9 protein-coding genes are annotated in these 13,347 nt (G+C 60.1%); 4 read left to right on the forward strand and 5 right to left on the reverse strand.

Annotation, left to right across the window (positions count from 1 at the left end):
- Positions 1–18: 18 nt before the first annotated feature.
- From PLANPX_RS12840 to PLANPX_RS12860, 5 genes are all read right to left on the reverse strand, one after another.
- Positions 19–1,839, reverse strand: a complete 1,821-nt coding sequence (locus PLANPX_RS12840; protein ID WP_152099120.1) for a hypothetical protein — start codon at positions 1,837–1,839, stop codon at positions 19–21.
- A 111-nt stretch (positions 1,840–1,950) separates the two neighbouring features.
- Positions 1,951–2,958, reverse strand: coding sequence for a ribokinase (gene rbsK, locus PLANPX_RS12845; RefSeq protein ID WP_198421885.1), 1,008 nt, complete (start codon positions 2,956–2,958; stop codon positions 1,951–1,953).
- Positions 2,959–3,036: 78 nt separating this feature from the next.
- On the reverse strand, positions 3,037–4,050 hold the full coding sequence (locus tag PLANPX_RS12850; RefSeq protein ID WP_152099121.1) for a GRP family sugar transporter: 1,014 nt from the start codon (positions 4,048–4,050) through the stop codon (positions 3,037–3,039).
- Positions 4,051–4,089: 39 nt separating this feature from the next.
- Positions 4,090–5,661, reverse strand: coding sequence for an ADP-ribosylglycohydrolase family protein (locus tag PLANPX_RS12855; protein WP_152099122.1), 1,572 nt, complete (start codon positions 5,659–5,661; stop codon positions 4,090–4,092).
- Between the two features lie 125 nt (positions 5,662–5,786).
- On the reverse strand, positions 5,787–6,818 hold the full coding sequence (locus PLANPX_RS12860) for a LacI family DNA-binding transcriptional regulator (RefSeq protein ID WP_152099123.1): 1,032 nt from the start codon (positions 6,816–6,818) through the stop codon (positions 5,787–5,789).
- A 411-nt stretch (positions 6,819–7,229) separates the two neighbouring features.
- On the opposite strand from PLANPX_RS12860, the gene PLANPX_RS12865 reads away from it, so the two are divergent.
- From PLANPX_RS12865 to PLANPX_RS12880, 4 genes are all read left to right on the forward strand, one after another.
- Positions 7,230–9,074: an autotransporter-associated beta strand repeat-containing protein gene (locus PLANPX_RS12865; RefSeq protein ID WP_172992032.1), complete on the forward strand. Its 1,845-nt coding sequence runs from the start codon at positions 7,230–7,232 to the stop codon at positions 9,072–9,074.
- 202 nt (positions 9,075–9,276) lie between these two features.
- Positions 9,277–10,293, forward strand: a complete 1,017-nt coding sequence (locus PLANPX_RS12870; protein ID WP_420844081.1) for a DUF1559 domain-containing protein — start codon at positions 9,277–9,279, stop codon at positions 10,291–10,293.
- A gap of 44 nt (positions 10,294–10,337) precedes the next feature.
- Entirely contained in the window at positions 10,338–11,810 is a 1,473-nt protein-coding gene (locus PLANPX_RS12875; protein ID WP_152099126.1) for an arylsulfatase, read from the forward strand.
- Positions 11,811–11,820: 10 nt separating this feature from the next.
- Positions 11,821–13,272, forward strand: coding sequence for a sulfatase (locus PLANPX_RS12880; RefSeq protein WP_152099127.1), 1,452 nt, complete (start codon positions 11,821–11,823; stop codon positions 13,270–13,272).
- Positions 13,273–13,347: the final 75 nt, after the last annotated feature.

Genomic DNA, 13,347 nt, shown 5'->3' on the forward strand with positions numbered 1-13,347 from the left:
AGCGACGACGAAGCACGCCTAACGCGCTGCCGCGCTGGAATCATGATTGGTAACGACGCGTGCAGCGGCAACGGCTCGGCCAATTTCGTTCAAGTCGAGTTCTGCCCTGATATTCTTAGCATCGTTGATCTTGAGAACGGACTCAATCTTTCGACCAGGTTCGATAGTGATCTCAGGAGATGAGCAAGTACATCCTTGAAACTTCAACACGCCCTTTGCCGTTGCGTCGCCGAAATTGTATGCAGTTAGGCGTAGCTCTCGCTGCGCATCGAGCTGGAACGCCGACTGCTTGACGTCGCCGGCGCCCGAAATCTGCAGCACGACAGGGCAGGGACTACCCTTGCGCCACGCGGGCTTCGAGGGCGGGGGCACGACCGTGACGCCTGGAAACCCTTGAGCAGAAGTCACTAGGAACAGCGGTGACCGCGTGAGCTGCAGCTTGGCGATCTCGGCGACTTCGCGTCCCAGGTAATCGTACGCTTTGTCGATTGAACCGAGCTTGAGCGCCGCAGGCTTCGTCTCGCTCCAAGCGACGAGCGTGCAGCGTTCCTCGCCATCAACGACGGTGCGGAAGAGATAGGCTTTCAGCAAATCATCGCCCAAATCGATTCGCCCTAGCGGCTTCGCGCCGTTTAGCAATCGGCCTACCGCGGCAAATGCAACGTACGCGGGCCGAGGCGTGAGGTCGTGGTGGACGAGCCCGTACTGGAGATTGCGCTCCACGTAGTCGCCGAGAATAAAGTAAAAGGCCTTTTCGCTTCCCTCGTAAAGCGCCTGCGTGAAGACCTTCGCCACGCGGAAGCCTTGCACTCGCAGTTCTTCTGGCGAGGGTTCTTTCGTGGCTTCGTTCGCCCAGTTCACCGGAAGATTAAACTCGGTAGTCCACAACGGCCTACCGCCGCTGCCGTCGCGATGTCGTCCGTACGCGCGGGAGTATTGCGGCAGTGCGATGTAATGATGCAAGTCGTAGCGATCGAAGTATGGAAAGACTTCGTTGGCGCCGAATTCTTCGAGGGTTTCCGCACGGTCGATCGCGAAGACCGTTCCGCAAACCGGTTGCTGCGGATTGCCCGCTTTCAGTCCCAAGTAGGCGGCCTTCTGAAATGCGGCGATCTCGCAGCCTGTGTGGCCGCCGAACAGTTCGATGTCTGGTTCATTCCAAGGCTCGATGGCGTCGGCCAGTCCTTTCCACCGCGCGGCCAGGCCTCGATAGAATTCGTAGACAAGTTGCAAGTCCTCGGGGAAACGCGACTGAGCGTCCGTCGCCCAAGCAGGCGAGGCGTGATTGACCTGCAACACTTTCAGCCCCGCTTCGTGCTCGATCCGCATGGCGCGTTCGTAGCGTCCCTCGTCCGTCCACGCGCCTCGCGCGGGTTGCAGCTCAGGCCAGCTCAAGCGGTCGCGAACCCATTCGACGCCAGCGAGACGGCAGAGGGTGCACGCCTCGCGAATCTGCTGTGGCTCTGCGTAAAACCAAGCGATCGCAGTGTCGAGCGCGATCGGCGTGTCGGCGACCGGCGTCACGGGGGCCACCACCGCTGCGGTGACGATTCCAGGCCCTGATGATTCCAAGACTTCGAAGTAGCCAACGGGAAGCTTCCCGAGGTCGACCGACTCCTCCGACGTGCTTCCGTGGCCGACTTCCTTGCCGTCGACGTCGATGGCGCGCCAACCGGCCCAGGTCGCTGGAATGGGGACGCGCACCGTCTCGCCTGCAACATGCACATTCCCGGGATGGCTCGCGACAGCGGTGGAATGCTCTTCGGATTGCGCTCGGCGGAGCGACGTCAGCCAAGCTGCGGATAAGCAGAAGCAAAGCAGAGCTGTCGAAATTCTCATGGAAGATTCTCTCTGTGTTCCGTAGTGGCACAGCGCAGCCGCTTAGCATAGCGCGCAGTATCCTCCCCCACGCGCGGAAAACGTGTTCCGGCTATCGACCCTTAGCGGGCGCTAGGGAGAGGCGACCGCGCGACGGCGCGAGCCTCCATTGGCGAGCGATCCGTTTTTGGAGTGTTTCGCAGGGGCGTCAGTTCGCGAGAGCTTGCCTTTGACAAGCTTCTCGATTTCGCGACGGGTGGGAGCAGACGGCTGAGCGCCGACGCGAGTCACGGAAATCGCGCCGGCCGCATTGGCGAACCGAACAGCTTCGAGAATCGAAACCCGTTCCGCCAAAGCGACGGCGAGGGCGCCATTGAAGGTGTCGCCGGCGGCGGTCGTGTCGACGGGCTTTGCGGAGTAGCCGGGGACGCGTTCGCTTAGCGTAGGAGAGGCGACAAAGGCGCCTTGCGAGCCGAGCGTGATGATCACTGTTTCAACTCCGCGAGCGCGGAGGATGTCGGCGGCGCGAACGCACGAAGCATCGTCGCTGATTCGTACGCCCGTCAACAGTTCCGTTTCTGACTCGTTGGGAGTCAGGATGGTAATGTGTTTCAGCAGCTTGTCCGACAAAGGCTGAGCGGGAGCGGGATTAAGGATCACCGTGGCGCCGCCCGCAGCCGCGAGCCTGGCCGCCGTTTCGACGGTCTCTAAGGGAGATTCCAACTGCATCACGACGACGTCGGCGTCGGCAATGGCTGCTTTCGCCTTACGAACGTCGGCCGGCGACAGTTTCGCATTCGCGCCGCTGCCGACGGCGATGCTGTTCTCGCCGTCTTCGCCGACGAATATCAACGCCACGCCGGACGGGGCCTTATCGAACTGCACGAACTGCACGTCGACGCCGTTCTCAACGAGTCCAGCGACGGCTTGTTCGCCGAACATGTCCTGCCCAACTCGCGCGACGAAGGCCACGGAACCGCCGGCCCGCGCCGCGGCGACGGCTTGATTAGCGCCTTTGCCGCCGGCGGCAGTCAAGAACTCGCCGCCCAGCCGCGTCTCGCCCGGCTTCGGGATGCGATCGAGTTTGATGATCATGTCGGTATTGGAACTGCCGACCACGACAATATTGGCTTTCATCATTGAATCACCAGTAGGTGGACTAAATGTTCATATGTTGAAGCGATCCGTATGCTTCAGGCAGGCGCCTCACTCGTGACGTTATTTGATGTTCGCGTAGATGATGAACGCCAGTCCGATGACGAATAGCAAAAACATCAGCGCGAGCAGGCGGTCGGCGCGAGGTTGCGCGTCCTTGAATTCCTTCCAGATGAAGACGCCCCAGAATGCGGCGACCATCGTTGCCCCTTGCCCCAATCCATACGATATGGCGTACCCAGCTGCGTCGCCAGCAAGAATCGCAAACGACATGCCGACGCACCAAATCATGCCTCCGAGCACGCCGACGAGATGGAGTCGCAGATTCCCTTTCCGGAAGTAATCTCCGAAGGGAACGGGTTCGCCGACGAATGGTTTCATCATGACCGCCGTGTTGATGATGAAGCTCGACAGAAACAGGCCCAAGGCGAAGAAGAAGAGCGCCGTGTAAGGCGTGAGTTTCCCGGCGTTCTCCGGATCACTGATGTGGTCGAGAGGAGGCATCGCGGCCGCGACGAACTGGAAGAATTGACCCATCAAAATGCCGCACAGCACGGAGAGCACGATTCCTTTCACGGTCGTCTTTTGCCCGCTTGATGGGATACGCCGGTACGCCAAGGCATCAACGATGATAGCGACTGCGACGCAGGCGACGCCGGTAAACAGCAGGAATGGATCACCCGAAGGATCGACGCGGTAGGTGGTGATGACGCCGATCACCAGGGCAAGCCCAATGCCGACCGGGAAGGCGACAGCCATGCCAGCGATGTCGATCGCGGCTACCAGCAAGATGTTCGCCACGTTGAAAATCACGCCGCCGATCAAGGCGTAACCAATGTACTTGCCTTGGGCTTGGCGCAAGTCGTCGAGAAAGCCTCGACCATCGTCGCCCATACTGCCGAGCGTGAAGGCGAAGATCAACGTCAGCAGCAACGCTCCGAGACAGTAGTCCCAGTAGAACAGCTGGAATCGCCATTCTTTCGTCGCTAGCTTTTGCGTGTTCGCCCATGATCCCCAACAGATCATGGTGACGATGCACATCAGCACGGCGACTGGATAGGATTCAACGATAACCATGGATTGGATCCGCCTGAAAAAGCGATGGAAGAGACGCGACTATTTCGCGGAAGCTTCGTCCGCGTGAGTTGTTTGATAAGCAATCGCCGAAAGCAGCAGCATTCGCCGCCCTTTGCTGTTGGGATCGGCGTCCGATCGCACCACGAGCCGCACCGTGTGTTCGCCGGGCGCGAGCCCGTAGACTCGCCACAAGTCGTCGTCGATCGTGTTCGGCACAATGTAATTATCTGCGACCAGATCGCTCTTTACCCCGTCAATGTAGACGTCTGCACGGCCGCCCGCTTCGGAAAGATTTCCCATTAGCGCCAAGCCGGTTCCGTTGAATTTCAACGTCGCCTCGCTGCCGGGAACGTTCGTCACCTTGGCGGGAACATTCTGCCGATCTCTCACGTCGCGCCATTTGCCGGTCCAGTGCCAGGCGGGATCGTTTGCTTTCCAGACCTTCGTGGGGATACCGAAGTTCCAAAGTTCAAGCTCCGGCGGCTGCGGCGCCTGCGGCGGGATCGTCACTTCAGCGTCGGTGACCATGCCGCCGGCGTCGCGAATGACTTCCAAGGCGCGCGTCTCAGTCGACTTCACGATGTCGTTGAACGAGTAGTCGGTGTGGCTAAACTTCGTGTCCGCCAGCTTGGCGATTTCTTCCTTGTCGCTACTGGGCAGCTTGTCGAACCCAAGCATCGCCCCCAGAACGCCGAGCGCGCTTGCTGGATTACAGTCTGAATCTTGTCCGCAGCGGGTCGAAACCTCCATCGTTTGCTGCCAATCGCCGCGGCCGTAGAGCAGCCCCATCGCGACGTACGCTCCGTTAAGCTTGGCGTCGATGTTAAACGGCCGGTGAACCCCGTTAGGGCAAACGTCATGCTTGTCCCACTTGTCTTCGAGTTTCTGCCAAACCTTCCGCCAATCGTCAGGTTCCTCGGCCGACCACGCGAGCGTGTCAGCGATAATCTGCCCGTAGGGGCTGTCAGCGGGGATGCAAGCGAGGCCGGCCTCGACGACTTTACGCGGGTCGGTTTCGAAATAAGCGGCTGAGTACATCCCAGCGATAAACATCCCGCCGTAGAGGCCGTCGCCGTAGTTCATCACGCGCCCCACGCGGTCGCAGAAGGCGTTGGAGGCCTGAGGCAGACCGGGGCACATAATGCCGATGAAGTCTGCTTCGATTTGAAAATCGATGTCGTCGGCATGCAGGTTGTAAGTCGGGTGCCCCGACATCGGCGCCGCGATGCCCCGATTGAGATTGCGTCGCGCCGCGGCGTTGGCGTGCCACAGTTTGTACTTGGTGCTTTTGAACGCATCGCCGTAGTCGGCAGTGGTCGCGTCGAGCCCTTTGGAGTCCATCACCCGGGCGAACGTCATCTCGACGTACAAATCGTCTTGGTCGATGGCGTTCGAAAGTGGATCGCCTTTGATCTCACCCTCGATCGTCTTACCGACGGTTTTGAATTCCGTCGGCGCGCCGTACGACACGCCGATCATCTGGGCAGCCCAGGCGCCGCGGATCTTGTCGCGTAAGACGCTGCGCGAAAGCTGCCGGGCAGGTTCAGCGTGGGCTTGAGCTGCGGCCGTCAGCACGGCCAGAAACAGCGTAAAGAAGCGTAGGGTAGGCATGGCATGAGTACGATTCGCCTGCCGGTTTGGGCAGGCGAGTGTCGCTTGGGTTGATAAGTAAGGAGAAGTGAATAGCGAATGCAAACGAGTCGCTTGATCTGCGAATTACTGCAGAATCAAGCTCATCAAACGTATTTAGGTGCAGCCACGGAACTCCGCGACACGAACTCCACCGGCAGGCGGTGCAGCAAGTCTCGCGGTTTTTTCCCCGTGCGAATTTGGTCAATCAACAGTTCCGCCGCTCGGTGTCCGATCGCGTCGACGTCTTGTCGAACGACGCTCAGCGGGGAGGCGAGGAACTCAGCGAACGGCGCATCGTCGAACATTACCAGCGAAACGTCGCCGGGGATGCTCAGTTTCCGTTCGGCGAAAGCCCGCAGCGCTCCCAAAGCATTTTGGTTGCTGAACGCAAACATCGCTGACAGGTTAGGATGAGCGTCGAGCAGTTCGCAAGCCGAACGGTAGCCGGACTCTTCGCTGAAATCATCGCCGCGAACGAGCGTCGGATCGACTTCAATGTTGTTAGCTTGGAGCGAATTCTTGAACCCCAAGAGGCGTTCGTCATTGGATGACGTTCCCGGTCGGCCTTGTAGACAGCCAATGCGACGATGTCCTTTATCGATCATCGCGCTCGTTGCCATAAAGGCGCCGCGCTCGTTGTCCGAGGTGACCGTCGGGAGGTGGACCTCGGAAAACCAACGGTCGACGACTACGACGTTGGTCCCGGCTTGTTTTAACGACTGCAAATGCGAGCTTGAGCCGCCAATCGCACAAATGATGAGGCCTTCGACCTGTCGAGATTGGAGGTGAGTCAGAAGTTCTTTTTCATGGTCGATCGAGTCGTGGCTGTCTGCCAGCAACGTCGACAACCCGTGCTGCTCCGCGAACACCGTGGCCTTTCGCGCGATCGCCGCGAAGAACGGGTTGGAGGCGTCGGGCACTAACAAACCGATCAGGCCCGAGCGGCGATTGCGGAGCGATCGCGCGACGTGGCTAGGCTGAAATCCTAACCCTTTAGCCGCCAAGAGGATCGCTTCTTCCGTCTTTGCGCTGATGCGGCACTCGCGTGCCTTACCGGCCAATGCTCGAGAGGCCGTCGACGTCGAGACGCCCGCCGCGGCGGCGACGTGCTCCAGCGTTACGGGTTCTTGGGTCATTTCGCCTCCGGCGATCCGGTCGTGAAATAAATTTCAAAAAAACCTTGCACAATCGTTTGTGCAAGGTCATATTGCACACAGAGAAAGAAAAAGTCAATCGGTTTTGGCAAGTGGTACGCCAAACGGTTGACGCGAAACTCATCTGCTCCTGACCAATCCATCGGCGTCGTTCGCGCCAAACAATCAGTCGGCGACGGTTGCGTCGGATTAGCCGTTCGATTGGAAACTTTTCACTTTTGGAGACTGATCAACGTCGCTGGAAACGGCGCTCTGCATGCGCAAGCGTGAAGCAAGATCGGTAGGCGTCTCGCCGCCTCCGCGACGCGTTGATTGTTGCAACAGGCGGATTCAACCAAGAGGGCTCTAGGCATGGCTCGAAGAAACTGGCCGTCCATCCACATCGGGAGCGGTATGCTCGCTTTGATTTCAATCCCGTTTGCCGGCCTCGTCGCTTTCGGCCAGACGAGCACCTACGTAACCGATACCGACGCCTCGGGATCTTGGCATGCGGCCGGGAACTGGGACAACGGGATCCCTAACGCAACCGATGCTGTCGCAATTCTGAATCAGCCGATTTCCACCGGCGTTTCCGCCGGCTCGACGTACACCCTCTCGCTCGGCGGCAACGACACGGTCGTCGGCACGCTCACCTCCAATAATCATCCGACCGATCCGACGAAATACTTCCGCACTCAGATCACGCAAGGAACGCTTGTCTTCAGGACGAGTTCCGGCGCCGCGACGTTGAACGAGAATCTCGGCGCGGCCGATCAGCTGGAAAGCCGTTTGCGGATCAACGTCCCCGTCCGCGTCGAGTCCGATCTAGTCGTCAATGCGAACAACTCGCTCAGCAGGAACACGAATACTGAGTTTGCGCAGCGCATCGACGGCGCCGCCGCCCGCACGATCACGAAAGAGGGCCAGGGAAATTTGCAGTTGGGATTCGCCGGAACGCTGGGGGCGACGGAAGGCTTTCTGGGGAATTTGGTCATCAATGCCGGCGGCGTGCGGTTGATTATCCCCAACGGTTCTGCTGCAGGGATGCTGAATCCGACGCTCAGCAAGGCGGCGGGCGTCACTGTGAACAGCGGCGGCCAATTGCAAATCGGCAACGCCCTGTCGAGCGTCACGCTCGGACCAGGCGCCGAGTTGAAACTGAACGGTCCTGGCAAGCCGGCGTTTCCAGGATTGGTCACCCAGAACGGCGCCTTGCGGTTCGATGGCGCCGGTGAAGTTGTCGCTAGCTTCAACAGCCCCGTCAACTTGCAATCGGCGTCGCAAATCAACGTGGCGGCCGCCGATTCTACGGGCGTCCTGTCGGCTGAGGTGAGAGGCGTAGGCCTTCTCCAAAAGTCGGGTAACGGTTTGTTGAAACTCGCGGCGGCCAACGTCTACTCAGGCGGCACGACCATTTCCAACGGCGCCCTGGCGGTCAGCAACGCCTCCGGTTCGGGCGTGGGCACGGGCGACGTCGCCGTCAACGCCGCGATCCTTGGCGGCACGGGCACGTTGGGCTCGGTGGGCGATGCGTCGAACGTCACGCTTGTCGGCGGCACGCTCGCGCCCGGCGATCTTGCATCAACCCTCGGAGCCAATTTGCCGACTCCGCAACTGCCCAATCTCTACACGTCGGCCGGCAGGCTTACCATCTTGGGCGATCTTGCTTTCGATGCAGCCTCGACGATGCAAGTCGATTTGACTGGCGCCGTCGCGGCGACCGGTTACGACCAAGTCGTCTCCAGCGGCGCCATCTCGTTGAGCGGCGCCACGCTCAATCTGTCGCTCGGCGCCTACGTGCCCGCGGGCACCGAGACGTTCACGCTCATCAACAACACGGGGAACGGTGCGATTAGCGGCGCGTTTGGCAATTACGCACAAGGCGCCGCGGTCGATCTGGCCGGGAAGACTTTCTACATCAACTATATGGGCGGCACGGGCAACGACGTGGTGCTCAGCGCCACCCAGCCTGGCACGGAAGACGCCGATTTTGACAACGACGGCGACGTCGATGGCGCCGACTTCCTCACTTGGCAGCGCAACTTTGGTACGGCCGGCGACAACGCGCACGGCAACGCGAACGGCGACGGTACGGTCGATGGTTTGGACCTAGCCGTTTGGCGCAATCAATTCGGCGCCGGCAGCCCCGCCAACGTGGCCGCGTCCGCGATTCCTGAACCCGCATCGGCGGCGCTGTTGCTGCTCGCCGCGGGCGCGTTGGCCGGAGCCCGTCGATCAGCGACCGCATGCCGGAAGTAGGTAGGAAGGTCGGAAGCAGGAAAGTTTGTGGACCGCGGGGTGTTTCGGAGGAGAGGCCGAGCCCGGTTGGTTCATCTGGTTCGATGCCCCTAGTGAAGTGGTGTCCGCAATGAATGCTCATCGTTCGATAGAGTCCCGCAACTACTGCTTCTTGGCGTGCCTTCGCACGTCGCGTGTGAAGCGTCGCTCGGGGTTCACGCTCGTGGAATTGCTTGTGGTCATTGCGATCATCGGCGTGTTAGTCGCGCTCTTGCTGCCGGCCGTTCAGGCGGCTCGCGAAGCGGCTCGCCGGTCGCAATGCACGAACAACCTAAGGCAGTGCGCCTTGGCCGCGCTCAACTATGAGGGCGCGAAGAAGGAGTTTCCGATTGGACGGCGGAGCGGACAGAATGCAGATGCGTCTACGATCACTCAATGGGGGCATTTAGCGCATATCCTGCCTTACGTCGAAGCGAATACGACGCATCAAATGATTGATTTAACTGCGTCGCCGAAAGATAGCCCGATCAAATTTGTTTCGTTTCCGTTCCTGCTTTGTCCGTCGGACCCGGACGACCGCGTCAATAATGATACCTGTACCGCCGGCACCGATTGGCTCAATGTGGGACGAACCGGCATCCGCGGCAACGGCGGCAACGACACCGGGGTGACTCCAATCCCTGGAACGACGCCCGGACCGGGTCGCCCTCCCTTGGAACGTAACAACGGCATCTTCGTAACGAACGCGGCTATCCGGATTAAGGAGATAACGGACGGCACCTCGCATACCGCGATTTACAGCGAACGCGTACGAGGCGACGGTGATACTTCAGTCGTTGAGGAATCGAGCGACTGGTTAAGAATGGGCGGCGCCGCCGAAGATACGGCTGACCAGTCGTACACGTCATGCACGTCGATCGCCAATCCGGGCGTACTGACCGGTACGAGTCAGTTTTGCTGCGGCGGACGCAACTGGTTGCATGGCGACTATTCGACTTCCCGCTACAACCATTTGATGCCGCCCAACTCCCGCAGTTGCACGCACGGTAGCGGCGGCTTGACTGCCGTTCCGGTCAATGAGCAAGGCACGGCGACGACAGCCTCAAGTAATCACAAGGGGGGCGTGAACTTGGCAATGGCTGATGGCAGCACGCGCTTTGTCGCTGACGGCGTGGATCCCATCGTTTGGCGAGCAGCGGGCTCACGGGACGGCGAAGAGGCGGTAGGCGACTCCCTATGATGCTTTCCCACTTTCGATCGATCGTTCGCCAGCGATGCCTGGGTATGCCTGCGGCATGCCGTTTGGCGTTGCTGCTAACGTCGTGGTCGGCGGTTGTCGCGAGTTTTCCTGGGGCAGCACTCGCGGCAGCGCCGGCCAGCGGCGCGAAACCGAACATCGTCCTGATTTTGGTCGACGATCTCGGTTACGGCGCGTTGGGATGCTACGGCCAAAAGCTGGTCGCTACGCCGAATATCGATCGCATGGCGGCGGAAGGGCTACGGTTCACCGATGCCTATTCTGGCGGTCCTGTCTGCGCATCGTCGCGTTGCGTGCTGATGACCGGGGTGCACGGCGGCCACGCCCGCGTGCGCGGCAACGGCGATGCGTCAATGCCAGGGCTCTCATTGTTGGCGAGCGACGTGAGCCTGCCGCGCGTCATGAAGGATGCAGGGTACGCCACGGGCCTGATTGGCAAATGGGGATTAGGCGACGTCGGCAAAGCACAGGCCGGACTGCCGACTCGACAGGGGTTCGACTACTTTTTCGGCTATCTTCGCCACGGCCACGCGCACAACTACTATCCGGCGTTTTTATGGCGAAATGAGTCGAAGGTGAAGCTCCGCAACGGTCCGACAAAAGGATTGGCCGCTGATCGCGGAACGTCGGCAAAGAAGGTGGAGTACAGCCATGATCTGTTTGCGGAAGAGGCGCTCAAGTTCGTGCGCGAACATGCTGACGAACCATTTTTCTTGACGGTGGCATTCACGATTCCGCACTGCAATAACGAAGCAGGCGCGAACGGCATGGAGACGCCGAGCTACGGCAAGTACGCCGACCGCGATTGGCCCGAACCGCTAAAAGGTTACGCGGCGATGATGGAGCGCATGGACGGCGACGTCGGGCGACTGCTCGCGCTTATTAAGGAGTTGGGCATTGACGATAAAACCTTGGTGATCTTCGCTTCGGACAATGGGGCGCCCAGGGACGAAGGCGGGTTCGACGCCGAGTTCTTCGACGCCAACGGGCCTTTCCGCGGCTTCAAGGGCCATGTGACGGAAGCGGGCATCCGCATTCCGCTCATCGCTTGCTGGCCGGGGCATGTGCCCGCAGGCGAGACCACCGCAACGCCCGTGTACTTCGCCGACGTGATGCCGACCTTCGCGGCGCTAGCCGGCGGCGCCGCTCCGCAGCAGACCGACGGCAAGGACTTCTCGCCGTCGCTCGCCGGGAAAGATCAGCCGGAGTTGGCGGATCGATTCTTCTACTGGGAATTCGATAAGCTCGATCTCCAGCAGCAAGGATCGCGTTGGAACAATTGGAAGGCGATTCGCGATCCGAAGTCAGGCGCGATCGAACTCTATGATCTTGCTACCGACGTCGGCGAAACAACAAATCTCGCGGCGGAGCATCCAGATATCGTCGCTCGATTCGCTGAATTTTTCCGCACCGCTCGGACCGATTCGCCCTACTGGCCGGTGACGGCCGAGAGCAAAGCGCCGGTGAAACGGGAAAAGTCTGCAAGTCCCGCAAGCTAAGGCGCCGCGAATGCAAATGCTCGTTCACCTAGTCTGTTTGATGCTCCTCGCGCTGGGCGGGACTGCGTTTGCAAACGCCGACGATGCTACATCGTCGAAGCCCAACGTCATTTTAATCGTCTCGGACGATCTCGGCTGGACTGATCTCGGCTGTTACGGCAGCGATCTCTACCCGTCGCCTCGCATCGACGGTTTGGCACGCGACGGCATGCGATTCACGGCAAACTATTCGGCCTGCACTGTCTGCTCGCCGACGCGGGCCGCGATGCTCACCGGCAAATACCCGGCACGGCTGCATGTGACGGACTGGATTCCCGGCTTGCCGCCGGCGAACCCCAAACTCATCGTGCCCGATTTCGTCAAGCATTTGCCGCTCGAAGAAGAGACGATCGCCGAACGACTCCACGCAGCCGGTTACGCGACGGCTTCGATTGGAAAATGGCACCTCGGCGGACCGGAGTACTATCCGGAGAAGCACGGGTTCGACGTAAACATCGCCGGCAACGATCAGCCGCAACCGCGGCCTGGCTACTTCGCGCCGTACGCAATCGACACGATGAAGCAGGGACCGAAGGGCGAATACATCACGGATCGCATCGGCAAGGAAGCGGTTAGCTTCATTCGCGAGAACGCGAAGCGACCGTTCTTCCTTTACATGCCGCAGTTCGCGGTGCATACGCCGATTCAGGCGAAAAAAAAGCTGATCGCCCGTAACCAAGAGAGAGTGAAAGATGGGATGCGGCACACCAACGCTGCCTATGCGGCGATGGTCGAGAGCATGGACCACACGGTTGGCAGCATCCGCGCGACGCTAAAAGAACTCGGTATCGCTGACCACACGATCATCATCTTCACCTCCGACAACGGCGGTCGCATTCCGACGACTTCAAATGCACCGCTCCGCGCGGGGAAGGGCTCTTGCTACGAAGGGGGCGTCCGCGTGCCGCTCATCGTTTACTGGCCGGGCGTGACGCCGGCCGGCAGCGTTTGCGATGCACCGGTCATCACGATGGATCTTTACCCGACCATCTTGGCAATGACGGGCGTCGCCGATGCGTCGCCCAGCGACGGCGTCAGCTTGGTTCCGCTGCTGCATAAAACGGGCGGTCTCGCCGATCGCTCGCTGTATTGGCACTACCCCCACTACCAGCATTACCAACAAGAAGGCACGACCCCCTATGCCGCCGTTCGTCGCGGCGACTGGCGGCTAGTCGAGTTTTACGACGATCACCGCGTCGAGCTTTACAACTTGAAGGATGATCCCAGCGAGCGAACAAACGTCGCGGCCTCATCGCCGGAACTCGTGAAATCGCTGCAGGACGAACTGCACGCCTGGCTTGGAGCGGTGAACGCTCAAATGCCGACGCCAAACCCGAACTACGACCCAACTAAGCCCGAGCACACGCCGCCAGTTACCAAGAAGCAAGCGAGGCTTGCGAACGGGCAGAGCGGGGATGCCTAAGCGCCGCGTTGCGCGACGGCAGTCTACGATTAATTCGAACCGATGATTCGCCAGATTGATACGCACCTTGTCTAA

It is taken from the genome of Lacipirellula parvula (genome assembly GCF_009177095.1).
Taxonomy (GTDB): domain Bacteria; phylum Planctomycetota; class Planctomycetia; order Pirellulales; family Lacipirellulaceae; genus Lacipirellula; species Lacipirellula parvula.

What these genes read in the sequence shown, in the direction of transcription:
- PLANPX_RS12840 (WP_152099120.1), bottom strand. Translation starts at nt 1,839, where the DNA reads ATGAGAATTTCGACAGCTCTGCTTTGCTTCTGCTTATCCGCAGCTTGG.
- PLANPX_RS12860 (WP_152099123.1), bottom strand. Translation starts at nt 6,818, where the DNA reads ATGACCCAAGAACCCGTAACGCTGGAGCACGTCGCCGCCGCGGCGGGC.
- PLANPX_RS12865 (WP_172992032.1), top strand. Translation starts at nt 7,230, where the DNA reads ATGCTCGCTTTGATTTCAATCCCGTTTGCCGGCCTCGTCGCTTTCGGC.
- rbsK (WP_198421885.1), bottom strand. Translation starts at nt 2,958, where the DNA reads ATGATGAAAGCCAATATTGTCGTGGTCGGCAGTTCCAATACCGACATG.
- PLANPX_RS12850 (WP_152099121.1), bottom strand. Translation starts at nt 4,050, where the DNA reads ATGGTTATCGTTGAATCCTATCCAGTCGCCGTGCTGATGTGCATCGTC.
- PLANPX_RS12855 (WP_152099122.1), bottom strand. Translation starts at nt 5,661, where the DNA reads ATGCCTACCCTACGCTTCTTTACGCTGTTTCTGGCCGTGCTGACGGCC.
- PLANPX_RS12880 (WP_152099127.1), top strand. Translation starts at nt 11,821, where the DNA reads ATGCAAATGCTCGTTCACCTAGTCTGTTTGATGCTCCTCGCGCTGGGC.
- PLANPX_RS12875 (WP_152099126.1), top strand. Translation starts at nt 10,338, where the DNA reads ATGCCTGCGGCATGCCGTTTGGCGTTGCTGCTAACGTCGTGGTCGGCG.